At 75.4% G+C, this 21,404-nt stretch carries 15 protein-coding genes and 1 pseudogene; 4 read left to right on the top strand and 12 right to left on the bottom strand.

Going from position 1 to position 21,404, the window contains the following annotated elements:
* Positions 1 to 2 precede the first annotated feature (2 nt).
* Entirely contained in the window at positions 3 to 860 is an 858-nt protein-coding gene (locus O4U47_RS15880) for an RDD family protein (protein ID WP_408638979.1), read from the top strand.
* On the opposite strand, the gene ahcY (O4U47_RS15875) is transcribed toward O4U47_RS15880, so the two are convergent.
* Together ahcY (O4U47_RS15875) and ahcY (O4U47_RS15870) are read right to left on the bottom strand one after the other, a co-directional pair.
* A complete protein-coding gene (gene ahcY, locus O4U47_RS15875; protein ID WP_270678640.1) occupies positions 817 to 2,079 on the bottom strand; it encodes an adenosylhomocysteinase in 1,263 nt (420 codons plus the stop codon). The genes O4U47_RS15880 and ahcY (O4U47_RS15875) overlap by 44 nt on opposite strands.
* A 40-nt stretch (positions 2,080 to 2,119) precedes the next feature.
* A complete protein-coding gene (gene ahcY, locus O4U47_RS15870) occupies positions 2,120 to 3,556 on the bottom strand; it encodes an adenosylhomocysteinase (RefSeq protein ID WP_270678639.1) in 1,437 nt (478 codons plus the stop codon).
* 150 nt (positions 3,557 to 3,706) lie between these two features.
* On the opposite strand from ahcY (O4U47_RS15870), the gene O4U47_RS15865 reads away from it, so the two are divergent.
* Positions 3,707 to 4,132 (top strand): MerR family transcriptional regulator, encoded by a 426-nt coding sequence (locus tag O4U47_RS15865; protein WP_270678638.1) that lies wholly within the window; start codon positions 3,707 to 3,709, stop codon positions 4,130 to 4,132.
* A gap of 47 nt (positions 4,133 to 4,179) precedes the next feature.
* On the opposite strand, the gene O4U47_RS15860 is transcribed toward O4U47_RS15865, so the two are convergent.
* Positions 4,180 to 6,333, bottom strand: a complete 2,154-nt coding sequence (locus tag O4U47_RS15860) for an acyltransferase family protein (RefSeq protein ID WP_270678637.1) — start codon at positions 6,331 to 6,333, stop codon at positions 4,180 to 4,182.
* Between the two features lie 591 nt (positions 6,334 to 6,924).
* Here O4U47_RS15860 and O4U47_RS15855 point away from each other — a divergent pair.
* On the top strand, positions 6,925 to 8,115 hold the full coding sequence (locus O4U47_RS15855) for a hypothetical protein (RefSeq protein ID WP_270678636.1): 1,191 nt from the start codon (positions 6,925 to 6,927) through the stop codon (positions 8,113 to 8,115).
* A gap of 8 nt (positions 8,116 to 8,123) precedes the next feature.
* On the opposite strand, the gene O4U47_RS15850 is transcribed toward O4U47_RS15855, so the two are convergent.
* The 5 genes from O4U47_RS15850 to O4U47_RS15830 all read right to left on the bottom strand — a co-directional run bounded on the left by O4U47_RS15850 (position 8,124) and on the right by O4U47_RS15830 (position 12,750).
* Positions 8,124 to 9,479 (bottom strand): serine/threonine-protein kinase, encoded by a 1,356-nt coding sequence (locus O4U47_RS15850; RefSeq protein WP_270678635.1) that lies wholly within the window; start codon positions 9,477 to 9,479, stop codon positions 8,124 to 8,126.
* Between the two features lie 32 nt (positions 9,480 to 9,511).
* Positions 9,512 to 10,603, bottom strand: coding sequence for an SIS domain-containing protein (locus O4U47_RS15845; RefSeq protein ID WP_270678634.1), 1,092 nt, complete (start codon positions 10,601 to 10,603; stop codon positions 9,512 to 9,514).
* A gap of 4 nt (positions 10,604 to 10,607) precedes the next feature.
* On the bottom strand, positions 10,608 to 10,784 hold the full coding sequence (locus O4U47_RS15840; protein WP_017538528.1) for a Trm112 family protein: 177 nt from the start codon (positions 10,782 to 10,784) through the stop codon (positions 10,608 to 10,610).
* A 65-nt stretch (positions 10,785 to 10,849) separates the two neighbouring features.
* Entirely contained in the window at positions 10,850 to 12,211 is a 1,362-nt protein-coding gene (locus O4U47_RS15835; protein WP_270678633.1) for a phosphomannomutase/phosphoglucomutase, read from the bottom strand.
* Positions 12,212 to 12,354: 143 nt separating this feature from the next.
* Positions 12,355 to 12,750 carry a DUF3499 domain-containing protein gene (locus O4U47_RS15830; protein ID WP_270678632.1) on the bottom strand — a complete coding sequence of 132 codons (396 nt, stop codon included), beginning with the start codon at positions 12,748 to 12,750 and terminating at the stop codon, positions 12,355 to 12,357.
* A gap of 126 nt (positions 12,751 to 12,876) precedes the next feature.
* On the opposite strand from O4U47_RS15830, the gene O4U47_RS15825 reads away from it, so the two are divergent.
* Positions 12,877 to 13,302, top strand: a complete 426-nt coding sequence (locus O4U47_RS15825; protein WP_270678686.1) for a metallopeptidase family protein — start codon at positions 12,877 to 12,879, stop codon at positions 13,300 to 13,302.
* 1,731 nt (positions 13,303 to 15,033) lie between these two features.
* Here O4U47_RS15825 and O4U47_RS15820 read toward each other — a convergent pair.
* The 4 genes and pseudogenes from O4U47_RS15820 to O4U47_RS15805 form a co-directional block, all read right to left on the bottom strand.
* Entirely contained in the window at positions 15,034 to 16,509 is a 1,476-nt protein-coding gene (locus O4U47_RS15820; protein ID WP_270678631.1) for a DUF5719 family protein, read from the bottom strand.
* A complete protein-coding gene (locus tag O4U47_RS15815) occupies positions 16,506 to 20,288 on the bottom strand; it encodes a glycosyltransferase (RefSeq protein WP_270678630.1) in 3,783 nt (1,260 codons plus the stop codon). Before O4U47_RS15815 ends, O4U47_RS15820 begins: the two co-directional genes overlap by 4 nt.
* A 313-nt stretch (positions 20,289 to 20,601) precedes the next feature.
* Complete coding sequence (locus O4U47_RS15810) at positions 20,602 to 20,889, bottom strand: WhiB family transcriptional regulator (RefSeq protein ID WP_017538535.1); 288 nt, start codon at positions 20,887 to 20,889, stop codon at positions 20,602 to 20,604.
* Positions 20,890 to 21,120: 231 nt separating this feature from the next.
* Positions 21,121 to 21,404 (bottom strand): annotated as a pseudogene (locus O4U47_RS15805) (hypothetical protein); the annotation flags it as partial.

Below are 21,404 nucleotides of genomic sequence, written 5' to 3'. Positions count from 1 at the left end.
TGATGCCAGACTGGGGAGGAGGCACACAGGCGAGGACGAAGGGGGCGGGGGTGGCGTTGGACGCGCACGGTACGCCGGACGGGCGGGCGCAGCTGGTCACCGGGGACGCCGTGGTGCTCGACCTGCGCCCGGCGGGCTTCGCCACCCGGGTGCTCGCGCTGGCCCTCGACATCGCGGTGCAGGGCCTGCTGCTGCTCGGGCTGATCCTGACCGTCGCCGCGATCTCCGACGGGGTGGACCAGGCCGCGACCGCGGCGGTCTCCCTGCTGCTCATGGTGCTGATCATGGTGGGGTACCCGGTCGCCTTCGAGACCTCCACCCGGGGCCGGTCCCTGGGCAAGATGGCGCTGGGCCTGCGCGTGGTCGGGGCGGACGGCTCCCCCGAGCGCTTCCGCCAGGCGCTGGTGCGCGGCCTCGTCGGCATGATCGAGATCTGGTCGCTGTCCGGAGTGATCGCGCTGGTCACGTCGCTCGTGGACCGCAACGGGCGCCGGGTGGGCGACTTCGCCGCCGGGACGCTGGTCGTGTCCGAGCGCACCCGCCGCACCGGGCAGGACCAGGTGCCGATGCCCGCGCACCTGGCCGAATGGGCGGCCGCCGCCGAGCTGAGCGGCCTGACCCCGGACACCGCCGCGATGGCCCGCCAGTACGTGCTGCGCTTCGGCGAGCTCACCCCGCACGCCCGGCACGAGATGGGGGTGCGCATCGCCGACCTGGTCGCCTCCCAGGTGGGGCCGCCCCCGCCGCCCGGCACCACGCCGCCCGACTACCTGGCGGCGGTGCTCGCCGAGCGGCGCCGCCGCGAGGCCGAGCGCCTCACGCGCGCCAGGAGCGCAGGTACTCCTCCTGCTCAGGGGTGAGCGCGTCGGTGCGCACGCCCAGGGCCTCCAGCTCCAGGCGGGCCACCTCGGTGTCGATGCCGCCGGGCACCTCGTGCACCCCGGCCGCCAGGGACGCCCCCTCGGCCGCGATCCAGGCGGCGGTCAGCGCCTGGCCGGAGAAGGACATGTCCATCACCGCCGCCGGGTGCCCCTCGGCCGCGCCCAGGTTGACCAGGCGGCCCTCGGCCAGCAGCACCACCCGGCGCCCGTCGGCGAGCACGTACTCGTCGGCCTCCGGGCGCACGCCCCGGCGCACCTCGACCGCCATGGCCTCCAGCGCGTCCAGGTCGATCTCCACGTCGAAGTGGCCGGAGTTGGCCAGCACGGCGCCGTCCTTGAGGGCGGCGAGGTGCTCGGGGCGGACCACGTCCCGGTTGCCGGTGACGGTGACGATGACGTCGCCGACCGGGGCGGCCTCGTCCATCGGCAGCACCGTGTAGCCCTGCATCGCCGCGTCCAGCGCCTTGACCGGGTCGACCTCGGTGACCACCACGCGGGCGCCCATGCCGCGGGCGCGCTCGGCCAGGCCCCGCCCGCAGTAGCCGAACCCGGCCACCACGAAGGTGCGCCCGGCGAGCATGGCGTTGGTGGCGCGCAGGATGCCGTCGATCGTGGACTGGCCGGTGCCGTAGCGGTTGTCGAACATCCGCTTGGTGGCGGTGTCGTTGACCGCGACCATGGGAAGCTTCAGCGCCCCCTCGGCGCTCATGCCGCGCAGCCGGATCACGCCGGTGGTGGTCTGCTCGCACCCCCCGGCGGCCTCGGCGATCAGGTCGGGGCGCTCGGTGTGGGCGATGTTGACCAGGTCGCAGCCGTCGTCGAAGAGCAGGTGCGGGCGGTGCTCCAGGACAGTGAGCAGGTTGCGGTCGTAGGCGTCCTCGTCCATGCCCGCGCGCGCGTGCACGGAGACGCCGTACTCGGCCACGAGCGCGGCCGCCGTGTCGTCCTGCGTGGACAGCGGGTTGGACGCCGCGAGGGCGATGTCGGCGCCGCCGGCGCGCAGCGCCCGCAGCAGGTTGGCCGTCTCGGCCGTGACGTGCATGCACGCCGACACGCGCACGCCCTCCAGGGGCCGCTCCTCGGCGAAGCGCTCCCGGATGCGCCCCAGGACGGGCATGGCGCGTTCGGCCCATTCCACGCGGCGGACCCCGGCCTGCGCCAGGCCGAGGTCCGCCACGTCGTGCTCAGGCAGTGCCATCGCGAATGTGTGCCGTGCGAAGAGTCGCTGCGAAGCTCTCCTAGTAGCGGTAGTGGTCCGGCTTGTACGGGCCGGCCACGTCCACGCCGATGTAGGCGGCCTGCTCCTTGGTCAGCTCGGTGAGCTTGACGCCCAGGGCGTCCAGGTGCAGGCGGGCGACCTTCTCGTCGAGGTGCTTGGGCAGCATGTGCACGCCGATCGGGTACTCCTCGGTCTTGGCGAAGAGCTCGATCTGGGCGAGCACCTGGTTGGTGAAGCTGTTGGACATCACGAAGCTCGGGTGCCCGGTGGCGTTGCCCAGGTTCATCAGGCGGCCCTCGCTCAGCACGATGATCGAGTGGCCGTCCTTGTAGACGTACTCGTGGACCTGGGGCTTGATCTCCTGCTTCTTGATGCCCGGGGTCTTCTCCAGGCCGGCCATGTCGATCTCGTTGTCGAAGTGGCCGACGTTGCAGACGATCGCCTGGTGCTTCATCCGCTCCATGTGATCGGCGCGGATGATGTCGAAGTTGCCGGTGGTCGTGACGAAGATGTCGGCCGTCTCCACCACGTCCTCGACGGTGGCGACCTGGTAGCCGTCCATCGCCGCCTGCAGGGCGTTGATCGGGTCGATCTCGGTGACGATGACCCGGGCGCCCTGGCCGCGCAGGGCCTCGGCCGAGCCCTTGCCGACGTCGCCGTAGCCGCAGACGACGGCGACCTTGCCGCCGATCATGACGTCGGTGGCGCGCATGATGCCGTCCGGCAGCGAGTGGCGGATGCCGTACTTGTTGTCGAACTTGCTCTTGGTGACCGAGTCGTTGACGTTGATCGCCGGGAAGAGCAGCTTGTCCTCGCGCGCCATCTCGTAGAGGCGGTGCACGCCGGTGGTGGTCTCCTCCGAGACGCCCTTGATCCGCTTGCCGATCCCGGTCCACTTCTTCGCGTCGGCCTTCAGGCTCTTCTGCAGGAGCGTGAGGACGACCCGGAACTCCTCGGTGTCGGCCGTGGAGGGGTCGGGGACCGCGCCGGCCGCCTCGTACTCGGTGCCCTTGTGCACCAGCATGGTGGCGTCACCGCCGTCGTCGAGGATCATGTTGGGGCCGTCCCCGCCCGGCCAGGTGAGCGCCTGCTCGGTACACCACCAGTACTCCTCCAGCGTCTCGCCCTTCCAGGCGAAGACCGGGACGCCCTTGGGGTCCTCGGGGGTGCCGTTCGGGCCGACGACGACCGCGGCGGCCGCCTCGTCCTGGGTGGAGAAGATGTTGCAGCTGACCCACCGCACCTCGGCGCCCAGGGCGACCAGGGTCTCGATCAGGACGGCGGTCTGCACAGTCATGTGCAGGGAGCCCATGATCTTGGCGCCCGCGAGGGGCTTGGAGTCACCGAACTCGGCGCGGGTCGCCATGAGGCCGGGCATCTCGTGCTCGGCGAGGCTGATCTCCTTGCGCCCGTAGCCGGCGAGGGACAGGTCCGCGACTTTGAAGTCGAATGACATGCGTGTCTTCACTCCTTGTGGTGGATGCGCACCGAGTCTAGAGGCCGATCCCGTCCCAGGGCACGGCCCCGGCGGCGAATTTGACGGGGAAATGTCAGATTGGCGCGGCCGGTCCCGGTGGGGGCGCCCCCGGTCGGTTAGGGTCGGGCCATGTCCTCTCCCAGCCCGGGCCGCCGGCGCGCGGACGCGGTGCCCATCTCGGAGGCCGCCGACGCGCTCGGCACCAGCCCGCGCAGCCTGCGCTACCGGGAGGCGCTCGGCCTCCTGCCCGCCACCAAGGACCAGCCGACCGGGCGGGGCCACCGGCACCGCCGCTTCTCCTCCGACGACCTGCGCACCGTCGCCGCGGGGCTGGAGCTGGAGCGGGGGTACGACATCACCCCGGCGGCGCTGGCGTTCGCGCTGCGGATGCTGGCCGAGCCGGAGACGCTGGCGCGGGTGCGGGCCTACGGCGAGCGGCTGGGGCGGCTGGCGCCGCCGCGGGCGCGGGCCATGGACTTCGAGAAGCGCAAGGCGCTGCGGCTGCTGCAGACCCGGGGGAGGACGGCGGACGCGCGGGGGCCGGAGCAGCGCTGAGGGGGTCGGCGGCGCCGCCGACCCGTCACCGGCCCGTCACCGGCGCCTCACCAGCCCGTGGCCGCGAAGAGCCGCTCCTCCAGCTCCGGCGCCATGCTGCGCATGTACGTCGCGCCGATGTGGCTGCTGTCCCAGTACACCAGGACGTTGCCGATGACGGAGGGGCACTCGCCGCCGCTGCACAGCAGGTCGTTGAGGTCGAGGACGGACACGTTGTCCGGCAGGTCGGCACCGTCCAGGGGCGAGTCCGGTGCGAGGGACACGTCCGCGCGGGCCGTGCAGTCGTCCGGCGCCCCCTCCCCCAGGCACTGCACCGCGTCGAAGCCGAGCCGCGGGGTGTCGCGCACCGCCACCACCTCGACGCCCATCGCGTCCAGCTCGCGCCAGCGGTCGACGTAGCCGTCCACGACCTGCTCGCCGTCGTAGCCCGCCGAGGTGTCGATGCTGGTGGTGGTGCCGGTGGTGAACACCGCGTCGGGTCGCAGCGCCTCCAGCTCGTCCATCACGCCGCGGTTCCACTCGGCGCAGGAGGTGTAGGGGTCGCCCTTATAGGTCTGCGGCGCGTCGGTGAACAGGCAGGCGCCCTTGACGATGTTGACGATGCGCCAGTCGTGCTCGGCGGCGATCTCCTCCAGGGCCGGGAACCAGTGCGCGGAGTGGGAGCCGCCGACCAGCGCGATGGTGCGCTCGGGATCGTCGGAACCGTACTCGCAGGTGATGACCTCGGCGTCGAAGGTGGTCTGGTTGCAGCCGTCGGCGTAGGTGGCCGGGATGTCGTCCGCCGCCTCGGAGGGGGGCGGGTAGACGGGGGCGGCGGGCACGGCGGCGCCGTCGGCCAGGGCGGCCGCGCCCGGGTACACCTCGGGGTCGGAGGCCAGGGCCTCGCGGGCGCGCTTCTCGGCGTCCATCCGCACCGACCAGCCGCCGGCCGCGAGCACGACGGGGAGCAGGAAGGCCAGCCCGACGGCGGCGGACCGCGCGGGCCCGGGGAGGCGCCGCCGGGGCGGCGCACCGGGGTCCCGGGGATCCCCGCCTTCCATCGACGTCGGCCTCCCCTCCGGCGCCGGCCTCCCCTCCGGCCGCCGCTTGGCGAACGCGACGACGCGGTCGGCGAGCGGCGTGGTGGCGGCGGCCAGGAGCAGCGACACCGCCAGCACCGCGAGCCCGCCGCGCCAGCTCGCGAGGGTGCGGTCGGTGGCATGCAGGTAGAACACCAGGACCGGCCAGTGCCACAGGTAGAGGGCGTAGGACAGGGAGCCCAGGTAGCGCAGGGGGCGCAGGGTCAGCAGGCGGTCGGCGCCCCACCGGGATCCGCTGGTCCCGGCCGCGATCACCGCCGCGGCGGCGAGGGTCGGCCATAGGGCGATGTAGCCGGGGAACTGGGTGGAGACCTGCAGCAGGAGCCCGCAGGAGACCAGCGCGGCCAAGCCGAGCCACCCCAGCACGACGCGCAGCGCGCGCGGGAGGGCGATGCGCGGGAGCGCGAGGAAGAGCAGGCCGCCCAGGGCCAGCTCCCACAGGCGGGCCCCGGTGTCGAAGTAGGCCCAGGGCTGGTCGGTGCGGGTCATGTGCACCGAGTAGGCGAGCGAGGCGGCGAAGACCGCGGCGACGGCGACGGCCGCACCGGTGCGGACCGTGCGCCCGGCACGGCGGGCGGCCCAGGCCGCGACGGCGATCAGCACCAGCCACAGGGGGTAGAACTGGCCCTGGACCGACAGCGACCAGAAGTGCTGGAGGGGGCTGACGGCCCCGCTGCGGGACAGGTAGTCGACCGAGTCCAGGGCCAGGTGCCAGTTCAGGTGGTAGGCGGCCGCGGCGACGGTCTCGGACAGGGTGTCGCGCCAGCGGTCCTCAGGCAGGAGGAGCGCCGTGGCGGCCAGGACCGCGGCGAGGACGAGGGCGGCGGCGGGCATGAGCCGGGCGCACAGCCGCCCGAGGAAGGCGGCGGCGCCGACCCCGCCGGAGCGCTCGACGGACCGGACCAGTGAACCCGTGATGAGAAAGCCGCTGACCAGCAGGAACACGTCCACGCCGCCGGAGACCCGGCCGAACCAGATGTGGTAGGCGGCGACCAGGAGGACGGCGACGGCCCGCAGCCCGTCGATCTCCGGCCGGTGCCCCCCGCCCGGGGGTGCTGGGGCTGCTGCGGACCGCGGGGAGGGGAAGGCCCTTCCCCGAACGTCCGCGAGGAGGGACTGCACGGCGGCACTGCTCGCTTTCCGATGCGCGGTCGTAGGGGCTCGCTCGGCGCTGGCGGCCCTGTGGTTGTGAGGGCCGTGTGGCCTTGGCGGCGCTGGTGGCCGTGACGGCACTGGTGACCGTGACCGCCTTGGCGGCCCGAGGGCGAGGCAACATGCTGCCCCGGCCCGGTTACCGGCGGGCATCGGGAAGCTGAACCACGGTGCTCAACCCCGGGAAACCCGAGACGGCGGCGGAGATGGGACGGGGGTGGAGTGGGGTGGGCGGCGGCTCGGCCGGTGCCCCGCTCCCGGGCTCCGGCCGGGTGGCGGGCCGCCGGGGTGCCGCCCACCCGGACCGCGAGGGACCCGCCGCCCGACAAGCAGGCCAAGGGAACCGCCCCGCTCTGGCCGTCGCCGCCAAGAACGGTGACCACGCACACGCCCGGCGGCCGACAGAACAGCAGGCAGGGCCGCCGGCCTTCGTCACCGCCCTCTCCCCCCGCCCCGTGCGGTGGCGCTGTCGCTCGCCGCCCCGTCCCCCTGTTCCGGTTCCTCCGTGCTAATCCGGCGATTCCGGTTTCCGGCCGGGCCGTCACGGTTACGGTTGCAAACGTGGACTCCCTTGCCGACAGGCCCCTCTCGGGTGAGGATCTGCCCGCGTCGCTCCGGCGGTCCCTCGGGCGGCTCGACCGGCTGCACGCGCTCAGCCAGCAGCGGTGCCGCACCGGCCCCCGCGAGGGCGGGGACGGGCTCCGCCGGGCGGTCGAACGGCACGTGCGCGAACTGCGCGCCCTCGCCGGGCAGCCCGGCTCCCCGGCGCGCCGTGGCCTGGACGCCGACTCGCTGTGCGCCGTCGCCGCCGAGCCCCCGTCCGGGAGCCCGCTGACCGCCGACCGGCTCGCCGAGCTCGCCCGGCGCATCCCCGACTTCGACCCGCCCGCCCCGGCGCCCCCCATCGGCGGCGCCGCCGACGCCGCGCAGGCGGCCGCCGCCGAGACCCACCCGGTGGTGCGGGCGGCCCTGCTCTTCCAGCGCACCGCCGAGGCCCTGGGCCGCCGCCTGGAGGAGACCGGCACCGGCCCCGGCCCCGCGCCGCACCTGCGCCCGCTCCCGTGGGCGCTGGCGTCGCTGTCGCTGATGCGCTCCGACCACCCGCCGCTGGCGGCCGACCGCCGCATCGGCGCGCGGCTCGCCGCCGCCCTGGCGCACCCCTCCCCCGGTGCCCGTACCGCGGCGCTGGCCGCGCTCTTCGCCGACCTTCAGACCGCCGCCCTGCGCGCCCGCCTGAGCACCCCCCTGCGGGGCCGCCACGACGCGCCGCCGTCGGCGCTGCTGGCGTCGGCCGTGCACCGCCGGGTCCTGGTGCACCTGCGCCACCGGACCGGGCCGCTCTCCCAGGTCCTGCGCGAACTCGACCCGGAGGCCTCCGTCGGGGTCGAGGCCGCCGACATCGCCGAGGGCCCACGCCGCGACCGCTGCGAGGCCGCCGCCGAGCGCGCCCTGTTCGTCACCGGCCCCGGCTGCCGGTGGGCCGCCCTCGGCCTTCGGGCGGCGGGCGCCCGCGTGGAACTGGTGGTGGCCGTGCACGACGTGGGCGGGCCGCCGACCGGGGCGCTCGCGGTGACGGCCTCGGCGGTGCTGGACACCCCGCAGGGGCCCGAGGAAGTCCTCGACCCGGCGTGCACCGACTGCGTCACCCTCGTCCCCGGGGACACGGCCGGGGACCGGTGGCCGTGCGTGGAGGAGTTGATCGACGACGCCGTCTCCCGGACGGTCGACCGCCTGGCCCGCACACTGGCCTGACCCCGGACTCAGCCCGAGAGGGCCACCAGGACCAGGATCAGGACCAGGATGATGATCGTGACCAGCACGGCCGGGATGACCCACCCCTGGGACAGCACCGGGTCCTCCTGCGACTGGGGCTGCTGGGGCATGCCCCCCGGGAACGTGCCGGGGCCCATCGTGCTGTTCGGGCCGCCCATGGTGGTGTTGGGCCCTATCGTCTGCGGCCCCATCGGCCCGCCCGGCCCCATGTTGGGCGGGGGCGGCCCCATCGGCCCGCCCGGGTGGCCCATGCCCGGCGGCGGGGTCTGCGGCCCCATCGGCGACGGGCCCGGCTGCGGCCCCATCGGCGGCGGGGTCTGCGGCCCCTGCGGCGGCATCGGCGTCTGCGGGCCGCTGTGCGGCGGGTAGGGCGGCTGCGGCCCGGTGGCCGGCCGCCCCGGGCCCGGCCCCTGCGGCGGCATCGGGGTCTGCGGCCCGCTGTTGGACGGCGCCCCCGGCGGCGGGGCGAACGCCCCGGTCTCGGCGGCGCGCTCCCCCTCCCGGACGACCTCCTCCGTCGACGCGCCCTCGGCCGGGTCGTGCCCCAGCAGCCGCATCAGCAGCTCCTTGGCCGACGGCCTGCGGGACGGGTCCTTGTCCAGGCAGGACCGAACGACGGGCAGCAGCTCCTCGGGCATCCCGTCCAGCGACGGCGGGGCGCTGACCACCCGGTGCACGACCGCGGGCACGCTGTCGGCGCCGAACGGCGCGTTGCCGGTGGAGGCGAACGCCATCACGCACCCCCACGCGAACACGTCCACCTTGTCGGTGATGCCGCGCCCCTCGATCTGCTCGGGCGCCATGTAGGAGGGGGTGCCGACGATGGAGTTGGTGAGCGTGGCCTGGCCGTCGTCCACCCGCGCGATGCCGAAGTCGATCACCCGCGGCCCGTCCGGCCCCAGCAGCACGTTGCCCGGCTTGAAGTCCCGGTGCACGATCCCGGCCTTGTGGATGGCGACGAGCGCCGTCGCGGTGTTCACCGCCAGCCGCTGCAGCCCGGCCCCGCGCCGCGGCCCGCTCTTGGCCACGGCCTCCTGCAGGGAGGGGCCGTCGACGTACTCGCTCACCACGAACGGCGGGTCGTCGTCCAGGTTGGCCGCGTGGATGGCCGCGGTGCAGAACGACGCCACCTTCTGGGCCGCCCGCACCTCCTTCTCGAAGCGCGCGCGCAGCTCGTCGTTCTCGGCCCACTGGTCGTTCAGGACCTTGATGGCGACCTCTTCACCGTCCCGGTCGCGGCCCAGGTAGACCACGCCCTGGCCGCCCTTGCCGAGGCGCCCCTCGACGCTGTAGTCGCCGATCGATGCGGGGTCGTTCGACGACAGCGATTCGGGACCGGGCATGGAGCTCCTCCAGTGGGGGTTCGGTATCGGCGTCAGCCCTGGCTCGGTTCGTCGGCCGCAGTTTCCACCTGATACGCCGCAGCCAAGTACACAGTGGCGTAATCGGTTAGAGCGATCAAACCGGCCAGACGTTCCATCCGCTCCCCCGGTCCGGTGGAGACCCTGCTCACGCGCGCCCCCGCCGCGTGCGCCGCGTCCTGCAGCGCCGCCAGGTCCGCCTCGGCGTCCGGCCCGCCGTCCGGGTCCTCCAGCACCACCGGGTGCAGCCGGACGCCGGCGTCCTCCACGGGGTCGTCGAAGATGGAGCGCGGCCCTTCCGCACCCAGCGGCCCCGACAGCGCCGTGGCGGCCGTGCCCAGCCCCTCGGGCAGGGACACCGCCAGCACGGGGTAGGCGGCCACGGCGGCGGCGCGGGCGGCGAAGCACCGCGCGGCGGCGGCCGCCTCGGGGGTGGAACCGCAGGCCAGGGGCAGTGTCCCGGCCAGGTCGGCGGCCAGCGTCTTGGCCTCGTTCTCCCAGCTCTCCACGGAGGGCGCGCACGCGGCGGCGACCTCGTCCATGCGCGCCGCGGCCGCCTCCACGTCCTCCGCCGACGGGGCGGGCACCCCGGCCGCGGAGGCCAGCGCGAGCGCCGCGCCCACCGGACCCCACAGGGTGGCGGGGCCGCGCAGCGGCGCGTACACCCCGCGGGACTGCTCGGCCAGCGCCGCCAAGGGGCCGTCCGACGGCCCGGCCGCGGCGAGGGCGCAGCCCCGGCGCACCGCCTCGGCCGCGCACGCCGCCACCGGGTCGGCGGCCGGCCCGGCGCGGCCGGAAACGGCCACCACGAGGTCGGCGGCGCCCACCCAGCCGGGCAGCCCGCGGCCGCGCACCACCTGCACCGGCACCGGGCAGCCGGGGCCGAGCGCGGCGGCGGCGACGTCGGCGGCCACCGCCTCGGCGCCCGAGCCCGCCAGCACCAGGGCCCGCGGACGGCCCAGCGCCTCCAGCACCCCCGTGTCGGCGTCCAGGGCGGCGGCGCGCCCGGCGCGCACGTGCGCCCCGGCCGAGGCGGCGGCGCGCGCCGCCGCGCCCCCGGCACCGGGGCGCTCCAGCAGGGTCTCGTCGAACTCCCGGGCCGCCACGGCGTCAGCCGACCTCGCGGGCCTCGTCGACGAGCAGCACCGGGATGCCGTCGCGGATGGGGTAGGCCAGCCCGCTCTCGTCGCAGACCAGCTCACCGGCCTCGGCGTCCAGCCGCAGCGGCTTCTTGCTCTTGGGGCAGGCCAGGATCTCCAGCAGCCACTCGTCGATCTTCGCGCTCATCGCTTCTCTCGCGCTTCTCTCGGTCGGTCGTTCGTCGTCGCGGGGGCGCACACCCCGTGGGCGCCTCAGGCGCGCACGATGCCCAGCACCTCGTCGCGGAGCCGCTCCATGCCCGCGGTGTCCGGGGCCTCCACATTGAGCCGGAGCAGCGGCTCGGTGTTGGAGGCGCGCAGGTTGAACCAGCTTCCGCCGGGGAAGGCGACGGTGAGCCCGTCCAGCCGGTCCACCTTCGCCCCGTCCCGCCCGGCGAAGGCCCGCTCCACCGCGGCGGTGCGCCCCTCCTGGTCCTCGACCTGGGAGTTGATCTCCCCGGAGGCCGCGTAGCGAGTGTATTGCGCGGTCAGGTCCGACAGCGCCCGCTCGCCGCCGCCGAGCGCCGCCAGCACGTGCATCGCCGCCAGCATCCCGGTGTCGGCCCGCCAGAAGTCGCGGAAGTAGTAGTGGGCGGAGTGCTCGCCGCCGAACACCGCGCCGGTCTGCGCCATGGTCTCCTTGATGAAGGAGTGGCCGACGCGGGTGCGGACCGGCTCGCCGCCGTGCTCGCGGACGATGTCGGGCACGGCCGCCGAGGTGATCAGGTTGTGGATGATCGGCGCCCCGGGCTCCTTGGCGAGCTCGCGCACGGCCACCATGGCGGTGATCGCCGACGGCGGCACGGGCTCGCCGCGCTCGTCGACGACGAAGCAGCGGTCGGCGTCGCCGTCGAAGGCCAGGCCCGCGTCAGCGCCGGTGCGGCGCACCGCATCCTGCAGGTCGACCAGGTTGTCCGGGTCGAGCGGGTTGGCGGGGTGGTTGGGGAAGGTGCCGTCGAGCTCGAAGTAGAGCGGCACGATCTCCAGCGGCAGCGGGGAGAGCAGCCGGTCGCCCAGGACCGCGGGGACGGTGTGCCCGCCCATCCCGTTCCCGGCGTCCACGGCGATCTTCAGCGGGCGCACGCCGCTCAGGTCGACCAGGGAGCGCAGGTATTCGGCGTACTCGGCGAGCAGGTCGCGCTCGGTGACCTTGCCGGGGGCGCCGGACGGCTCCAGGCCCTCCTCGGCCAGGCGGCGGATGTCGGCCAGCCCGGTCTCGGAGCTGATGGGGGCGGCGCCGGCCCGGCACAGCTTGATGCCGTTGTACTGGGCGGGGTTGTGGCTGGCGGTGAACATCGCCCCGGGCATGTCCAGGCGGCCGGAGGCGAAGTAGAGCATGTCGGTAGAGCCCAGGCCCGCCATGACGACGTCGGCGCCCTGGCCGGTGGCGCCCTCGGCGAAGGCCGCGGCCAGCCCCGGGGAGGAGGGGCGCATGTCGTAGGCGACCACGATCGACGGGGCCCCGCTCACCCGTGCGAACGCCGCGCCGACGGCGCGTGCGACCCCCTCGTCCAAAGTGTCGGGCACGATTCCGCGGACGTCGTACGCCTTGAAGATCTGGCCGAGGTCACCCACTGCTGCTCCGCTCCGAGTCGTCGTTGCCGCACGGTCACCGCAGGGCGGTCGCCGGGCCCGCCGGGGGCGGGGGTTCCAACGTACCGGAAGGGCCGCGGGGCGCCCCGCGCCGTCGACGCGGGTGCGGCCGACGGACCGGCCGGTCAGCCGTCCCCGGAGGGGCGAGCGGGCGGGGTGCGGTCCGGGGTGTCGGACTTGACCACGCGCAGGTGGCCCTTGCGCTGCCCCTCGGGTCCCGACGGGGCGGGGGGCTCGGCGCGGCCCCCGGGCGGGCGGGCCGCTTCACGCACGGCGTTGGCCAGGGCTTCGAGGTCGTCGCTGCCCGGGCCGCCGGAGCTGTCCGCGGGGAGCCGCACGACCTCCCACCCGCGCGGGGCGGTGAGGCGTTCGGCGTGCATGGCGCACAGGTCGTAGCAGTGCGGCTCGACGTAGGCGGCGAGCGGGCCGAGCACGGCGGTGGAGTCGGCGTAGACATAGGTGAGCGTGAAGACTGCTGGCTGTCTGCACGCGGTTCGCGAGCAGCATCGGACAACGCTCACGGGAGCCGACCCTAATCCCTTCCTCTCTCCGGCGCCAGTACGGGGACCCTGGTGTGTCCGGCCCCGGCCCGGGGGACCGGGGCTGCGGTCCGGCCCCTGATGGCATACTCTCGAATCGTGCGACGAGTGCGCCTACAGAGGGCTCAGGCCGACCGCTTCCGACGCCGGGACCGCCGGGGCCGTGGAATCCGCGGCCCGCTGGCTCCGCCGGAGGTCCCCATCTCCCGCAGCCGGGCTCAGGTCTTCGACGACCTCGTGCTCGACGCGGTGGAGCGCCTGGAGCGCGTGTGGTCCCGTGAGCTCGCGAACGTGGAGTTCCTGGTCGAGGACGTCCCCCAGGTCCCCCGCGGGGTCACGGCCGAGGACGGCATCCCCTACTCCCGCCTGGAGACCGGGCGCGACGGCCGCGCCCGCATCACCATCTACCGCCGCCCCGTGGAGATCCGCACGCGGGAGCAGGACGAGATGGCCCTGATGGTCCACGAGACCGTGGTCGAGGAGGTCGCCAACCTGCTCGGCCTGGAACCCGAGACCGTCGACCCGGAGGCCTGAGCGGCCTTCGCTCCCGGACGGCCGGGGCCCGGGGGAACGCCCCTGGTCAGCGGCCTCCGACGGCGCCGAGGCGCCACCCCTCCCTGCAGCGATGCCGCCTACGGGGCGTGTGCGCGGTCACCGTGGCGGGCGGCGACGGCGAGAGCCGAGCAATTCCCCGGTCCTGCCTGCCGGGCGGCGGGTTCCTCGCGGTCCGGGGCGGTGGGCGGCTCGGCTGGTACCCCGCTGACGGGCTCCGGCCGTCCGCCGGGCCACCGGGGTGCCGGGTCGAGGGCGGCGACGACGAAGGTCGGCGGCCCTACCTGCAGGCCGGTCGGCCACCAGGCGTGTGCGTGGTCACCGTGATGGGCAGCGACGGGGAAGCCAGTCCCCCACTCCCGGGCCCCGGGGTGCAGGGAAATCGCAGCGACGACGAGAGCGGGGCGGTTCCCCGGCCCTGCCTGCCGGGCGACAAGTCTCTCGCGGTCCTGGCGGCGGCGCGGCCGGTCGGGAAGGCGAGGCTTCTTCGCGTTCCCGGCGGCCGCCGTGCCCACCCCTCGGGTCCTAAGCGGCGCCGTCCGGGGGCCGGGTTCGCCGAGATGCGCCTGGCGGCCGGAATCTGGGCCCCGATACCGGCCACCAGGCGCATCTCGACGAGAGTGTCCCGCATGGTGAGACATGGGGGTCGGAGTTCGCGCTCTCCGACGCCCGCCCCTGCCCCTGTCCGGCCCACCCCGAACCCCGCAGTTCCGTGACCTGGGTGAACACTCCGCGTTAAGGGGTCAGAGGGCCGCAAAGCGCGCTCAGCGACACCCGCGAGGGCTCCGGGCGTGCGAAGTCGACGATTCCAGAACAGGTTCTGGAAACGGAATGCCCGGTTCGTGTCTCTATAGGGTGTTCACCTCGGGCGGCCGAGCGGGCACGGGGGCACCCGGGCGCCTCCGCCGGGCGCTCGGGGGCCGCTCCGGGCCGATATCGGCTACACGCCGTGACAACAGAGGCGGTAAACGGGACCAGCATGCCGTTTGGGGCCCTTGTAGAGGCAGAACGTGTTCTGGAATCGCGATGACCGCCCACCCCGGCCGCCCGCGCCGCCACCCCGGGCGTCGAACAGGGCGCGGGAGGGGCCTCGACGCCCCGAAACCCAGACGAACCGGACACCGGGCGGGTAGCGGCTGGACCGGAACCCGCCTTCCGGACGCCATGCGCGACCCGGGGCCGTCCCGCGTGGCGAAAGAGGCGCTTTGAGCGTGACCGCGTGGCGGATCCGCCACGCGGGATCGCCGCCCTCCTCCCCGCCGCGCCCGATATACCCGGAATGCCCGACCCCAGGGGTGCCCCATCGGGCGTTCGACACGGCCCCGGGCAACGAGTGTGCACTACCGACCACTCCCACCCGCCCAGAGTGCAGTTTCCTGCACACTCGATGCCCGAACCGGACCCCGCACGCGCCCGGCACGCTCCGAACACGTCCTCGCCGAAGCGCCTGCCCGCACCGCAAGGGACCCGCCGGAGGCAGGCAGGCCCGGGGAACCGCGCCGCTTCTGCCGTCGCCGCCCATCACGGTGACCACGCACACGCCGGGCAGCCGACTGAACCGCAGGTAGGAACGCTGACCTTCGTCGTCGCCGCCCTCCACCCCACACCCCGGCGCCCCGGCGCCCCGGCCGGGGGCCGTCAGCGGGGAACCCGAGCCGCACGCCCCCACCGTGAGGAGTGCGCCGCCCGGCGCTCAGGAACGGAGGACCGCCGTCACCGGCCCCCGCCGCTGCCGGAGATGGCGGTCAAACCGCCGGTCACGGCGGGAAGGCGCACCTCGGACGGGGACGGGCGGACCGGGAGCACCGCGGTCCGGCGGTCCTCCCCCTCGCCGTCCGTCAGGACCGCCGCGATGTGCGCCGCCCCCGACCCGTCGCCCAGCTCCAGCGACAGCGCGTAGGCCCCGTCCGGCCCGTCGACCTCCTCTTCGGCGACCGTCCCCGCACCGGCCTCCACCCGGACCGGGTCGCCCGTCGTACCGTCCGGGGACACCGGGGTCGCGATCACCACCGCGTCCTCCTCCATCGCGGCCACGGCCAGATCGACCGACACGCCGTCCGGCACCGCCGGAACCGACCCGGCCCCGCCCGAGGCGCCCGACAGCGCCGGCACCGACGCCGTCAGTGCGGTGTCGTCCCCGCCCTCGCGCTCGGCGGCCATCCCCGCCACCACCGGCCGGTCCGATTCCACGACCACCGTCGCCGGTGTCCCGTTCAGCGGGTTCTCCAGGTCCACGCTGGTCGTCGACGCGGGCGGCACGTCCACCGCCTCCAGCGCCTCGACCTCCGCCTCCCCATCCGGGGTCACCAGCCGTACGCGCACCTCGGCCGGGTCGTCGCCGGGCGCCGCCAGCATCAGCGTGCGCCCACCGCCCCCGCCGGGAACCCCCGGAACCGTCTGGCTCCGTGCCGGGCGCCCGGTCACCGGAGCCCACTGCGTCCCCGGGCCGTCGCGCTCGACCAGCAGCGACGGCGCCACCCGCCCCGATGACGTACGGACGTGCACCGCCGCCGCGTCGCCGGCCGAGGCCTCGGTGAACTCCGCCAGCTCCAGGACCTCCTCGGCGTGCGGCTCTACCCGCACGCCCCGCACCGACGAGTCGGAGACCGGCCCGTCCGACGCGTACACCTCGACGGTCGCCACCGCCGCCGAGTCGTCCGGGTTGGCCAGGCGCAACCGCAGCTCCTCCACGCCGTCCCCCGAGGTGGCGGTGAACCAGGTGCTCCAGCCCGGCTCCGCGCAGCCCACCGCCGCAAGCCCCGGCGCGCCGTCGTCCTCGGCGTCTCCGTCCTCGGCGCGGGCGGTCACGGCGGCGTCCAGACCCGCCGCGAACGCCCCCGACGCCCGCAGCACCGACGCCCCCTCGACGTCGGAGACGTCCTCAGCGAGCAACTGGCCCGGAAGGTCGCCCTCGGCCAGCGGGACGTGGGGATCCTCCTCGTTGGGCTCCAGCACCAGGCCGCCCTCCTCGTCCCCCTCGAAGGGGGTGAAGGCGCCCGCCTCGGCCTCGGTCCCGTCCGGCGGCGGCGGGCACACCCGCAGCGCCGACTCGACCCGGACCCGTTCACCGCTCCCGGCCGCCGCGGGGGTACCGTCCGGCCGGGTCACGGCGGCCACGCCGAAGAGCGCCGCCAGCGCCAGGGCCACCAGGCCCAGCAGTGCGAACCGGTTCTGCACGATGAGCTTCACGCCTGCTCCTCCCCCGCACGGTCGGCTGTCCCGGCACCGGCGGGGCCTCCGTCCGTCTCGGCCGCCGCTTCTGTGTCGGAACGGCCGCCACGGCGCCCCCAGAGCCGACCCCGACCGCGCGCGTGTCCGGCGTGGCGCCGGGCCCGGCCTCGGCCTTGGCCTTCCGGCGCCGCGTCGGTGGCGGGCGCCTGCGTGTCGTCCTGCCCGGTCTCGGTCCGCCCGGTCTCGGTCCGCGGGGTTCCGGCCCTGCGACGTCCACGACGCCGTCCGGGCCCTCCGTCGTCCGACGGCTCCCCCACCGCCGGGAACGGGCCGGTCGTCGGACCGCCCGGCCCGGCCCTTCGGCGGCCCCGGCGGCGTCCTCGGCCCTTCGTGTCCCCCGGCGGGGTGGTGGCCTTGCCGTCCGCACCGTCCGCCGAAGCGGAAGAAGGCGCAGGCGCGGATTCGAGGGCGGTCTCCCCGCTCTCCGATCCGGCATCGGGGCCACTGCCCGTACCGACGGGGGCTGCGGCCGTGTCGGTGGCGGTGGCGGTGGCACCGCCATCACCGCCGCCGTCCTGCTCGTCCTGGTCCTTCTCGGCGCCTGCGCGCCGGTGTCCGCGGGCCCGCTTGCCGCCCCGGCGGGGGCGGCGCGGGCGGCCCTGGGCGCGCACCTCGGCCTCGGTGTCGTCCTCGGCGGTACGCGCGCCGGGCGAGGCCAGCACCAGGGCCAGCGCCAGCAGGACCCCCTGCGCCGCCAGCCACGCGTCGCGCACGGTCGCGTCGCGCTCGACCACCACGTCGCCGCCGGACGCGGGAACCTCGAACGCCGTGGTCCCCGCCTCCGTGGCCGACGGCTCCAGCTCCCGGTCGCCCAGCGCCGCCGTCCACCCGGCCCCTGCGGGCTCGGCCAGCAGCAGCGTCCGGCCCTCCGGCCCAGACGGCACCTGCACCCGGCCGTCGGGGTCGGGGACCAGGACCTCCGGCACCGTCTCCTCGCCGCCGCCCGCGCCGGTCCCCGGCTCTGCCAGCCGCAGCCGCCCGGTCGGCCCGTCCAGCCGCCACAGCGCGAACGCGCCGTTGTGCATCTGCCGGGTCAGCCCGGGCGTCCCGTCCAGCGTGTCCACGATGGTCAGCGCGCCGCCGCCGTCGCCGCCGTCCGGCGGCCGGGGGACGAGCACGTGCCCGATCCCGTAGTCCGAGAGCGCCTCGACCTCGTCCCCGGCGCGCCCCGCGGCCAGTTCGGCCACCGCCGTCTCCAGGGCCTGCCGGGCCTGCTCGTCCGGCTGCACCTGCTCGGTGCCGAGCCGCGGCTCGCCCGGCCGCAGCACCGCGTACCGCAGCGGCCCGTCCCCGGCCGGGGACACCACCAGGGTGCGCACCCCTTCGGCGCCGCCTGTGGTCGCCGTCAGGAACCCGGGCACCGGCGGCGGCGCGTCGCCGCTCAGCGGCCCGTCGACGCCCTGCCACATCCAGGCCGCCGCGGCGCCGACCGGCGTGGTCAGGGCGAGCACCGCCGCCCCGCCCGCGAAGGCGCGGCGCAGCCCGCCCGCGCGCCACATGCCGCCCAGCGACTGGGCGGCCAGTGCGGCGCTGAGCAGCATGGCCGTCGCCGCGAAGGCCAGCGCCACCCCGGGCCACACATGCGCGGGCGGCCCGCCGTAGTACGGCTCCACCGCCACCCGGCTGGTCAGGATCGCCACCAGGATCCCGAAGAGCGCCATGCACCAGCCGACCGCCACCAGCATCCGGCGGCGGAGCAGGAGCAGCGCGCTGAGGGAGGCCGCGACGAACCCCGCGGTCACCCACCACGGCGGCGCCCCGGGCCCGCCGGGGGACAGCATGAGCAGCTGCTGCGCCGCGGCGGGCGGCGAGGACAGCGCCGGGTCGTGCAGCCCCGCCTCCAGCAGCCACTGCGACGGGTGCAGCACGAGCTGGACCGACCACGGCAATAGCAGGAGCAGTGGCATGCCGAGCGCGATGGCGAGGCTGGTGTACAGGCGCCGCCCCAGGTGCCCGAACGCGACCGCCACCACGACGCCGCCGACCAGCGCCAGCAGCCACAGCAGCGGCACGAACGCCGTGCCCGCCGCCAGCAGCAGCGCGATCGCCCACGCCGCGCGGCGGGAGCGCTTGGGCGGCAGGGTCAGCATGCGCGATGCGAGCAGCCCCAGCACCGGCAGGAGCGCGTGCACGACCGCCGTGCCGATCCGCCCCTGCGCGACGGCCCCGGTGGCCACCGGCAGCAGCGCGTAGGACCCGGCCATCCACAGCCGCGCGGGCCGGTACGTCAGCACCTCGCGTGCGAGCAGGTAGGCCGTCGCCCCGGCCAGGGGCACGCAGCCCAGCAGCAGCACGGTGACGGCCAGCCAGGGCTTGCCCAGCGCGATGGTGGACAGCAGCGCCAGGACGCCCACGTACGGCGGAACCGCCGCCGACGACCCGATGCCGGTGTCGTGCGCCCCCGACAGGTACAGCGCCCACAGGTCCGAGGCCCCGCCGACCGCGGGCGGCAGCGCTCCCCCGGCCAGGGTGCCGCCGCTGAGCAGGGACCGCTCGGCGACCAGCGCCACCGCGGTCAGCGCCAGCACCAGCAGCACGCCCGGGTGGGTGAGCAGGCGGCGCACGGCGCCGTGCTCGTCGGCGAGCAGCTCCTCGTCCTCCGGCGGCCCGGAGGCCGGGGACGCCGCCTGGTGGCGCCCGGAGGAGGTGGACCCGCCCTCGCCGGACAGCAGCCCGACCACGGTCTCGGTGAACTGCCGCATCGCCACGCCGTGCGCCAGGTAGGGCCGGATGGCGCTGTAGGTGCGGCGCCGGTTGCGGCGTCTGCGGAAGCGGGCGCGGACCAGCCGCCCCGGCATCAGGTACACCGAGGTGATCGCCACCGCCTCGTCGAGGGCGTCGGCGGGCCGCTTGGCGATGAGGTACATCAGCACCCGCAGCAGCGACCCCAGCGAGTTGCGCAGCAGCGCGCCGACCATCCCCCCGAACGGCAGGTTGGCCAGCAGCACGAACAGGGCATTGCGCCGGTCCAGCCGCCGGGGGTGGTCCCCGGCGGCGCCGATGCGCCTGCGGCGGCGGGCGGCGGCCTCGGCGTGGTGGGCGACGGCCCCGGTGACCAGCAGCACCCGGTGCCCGGCGGCCCCGGCCCGCCAGCAGAAGTCGATGTCGTCGCGGAAGACCGGCAGCGACGGGTCGAAGCCGCCGAGGGCGTCCCACACGTCGCGGCGCACCAGCATCCCGGCGCTGGAGACGGCGAGCACCTGGCGGTCGCCGTCGTGCTGGCCGTGGTCGAACTCGCGCGGCTCCAGCCCCGTCTCGCGGCGCCCGGCGCCGTCGATGGTCACCCCGGCCTCGGTCAGCAGCCGCCGGTCGTACCAGTCGCGCAGCTTGGGGCCGAGCACCGCCGCGCGGGGGTCGTCGGCGGCGGCCGCCAGCAGCCGGTCCAGGGCGTCGGGCGCGGGGGCGCAGTCGTCGTGGACCAGCCAGATCCACTCGGTGGCGCCGGGCCCGGCGCCGGGGAAAGGGGTGCTCAGCCGGGGCAGGTCCAGGCCGGCGCGGACGGCGCCGCCGAACCCCGAGTCGCGGGGGGCGGTGGCGATCGCGTCGGGGGCCAGGTACTCGGCGAGCACGTCGCCGCTGCGGTCGCGGCTGCCCGCGTCGACGCCGACGACGCGCTGCACGGGGCGGGACTGGCCGCGGACGGCCTCCAGCGCCTCCGCGAGCCAGCGTTCTCCGTCGTGGGCGACGATCACGGCGGTGACGACGGGGAGGGCGGGATCGGGGTCCTGGGCTAGCACGCTGCGGGTCTCTCGGGGGTCGAGGGTCGGGATGTTAAGCGGGAAACGGTCCGACTCATTCGGCAGATCACCTTACGGCACACCGGGCACGGCCGGGGGCGGAACGGACGGAGCGGGGCGGGGGCGGGTGGATGCGGAGGCGGCGGACACGGCGGGAGGAGCGGGGCGGGCGGAGGCGTCCGAACCCCGGGGAACCGGGCGAACGGGGCCGGACCGGGGCGCCCCGGCGGGAGGAGCGTAAAAGCGGGATAAAAAAACGTGCGCTCCGGGGTGGAGATCCCGGAGCGCACGCCGTCGGCGCAGACGGCCGGTCCTAGAGCATGTCGGCCAGGAAATCGAAATCCTGTCCGGCGGCTTTCTTCAGCCGGCGGCGCTCGCGCTCGGAGAGTCCCCCCCAGATGCCGAAACGCTCGTCGTGCTCCAGCGCGTATTCCAGGCACTCGGCCCGGACCTCGCAGGACTGGCAGACCTTCTTGGCCTCCCGCGTGGAGCCGCCCTTCTCGGGGAAGAACGCCTCCGGATCGGTCTGCGCGCACAGGGCGCGCTCCTGCCAGCCCAGATCTTCGTCTGCGCCGTGCGCCAGCGGGATCACCTCGCTCATGCGCACCTCCTATTGCCCCCCTAGATGTCCCCTCCCCTTCGACCCCCGGGAGGGGTGAAACACACCCTGAAATTACACGCGTGATGCTTGTGATACGTCAAGCGCGTTGCGTGGCAATCCCTTGAATACCACGTTGCGCACCGCTCTCGGCGGTCGCTGGGCCGGTATCCGCGGGATTGCCGCGCATTTTCGGGTGCCCGGGGGCCGGGCGGGGCGGCGGGGGCGGAGGCGTCAGCGGCGCTCGTCGTCCCGGTACCAGGCCTGCTGGTCCTGGTTGGCCTGGTCGGAGGCCGGGTCCCCGCCCTGGGCGGCGCCGCTCTGCGCGTCGCCGGGCGCGCCCGCCTCGGGCTGCGGCGCGTAGGCGGACGGGTCGTAGGCCTGCTGCTGGGCGTACTGGTCGTACCCCGGCTGCTGGTAGGCCTGCTGGTAGGCGTCGCCGTAGGCGGGCTGGCCGCCGGTGCCGTAGGCCTGGGCCGGGTCCTGCGCATAGGCCTGCTGGTACGGATCCTGCTGAC

Source organism: Nocardiopsis suaedae, assembly GCF_027706745.1.
GTDB classification, from domain to species: Bacteria; Actinomycetota; Actinomycetes; order Streptosporangiales; family Streptosporangiaceae; genus Nocardiopsis_A; species Nocardiopsis_A suaedae.
The sequence above is the reverse complement of the archived record's forward strand: the minus strand, read 5'-3'. Positions and strand labels throughout refer to the sequence as shown.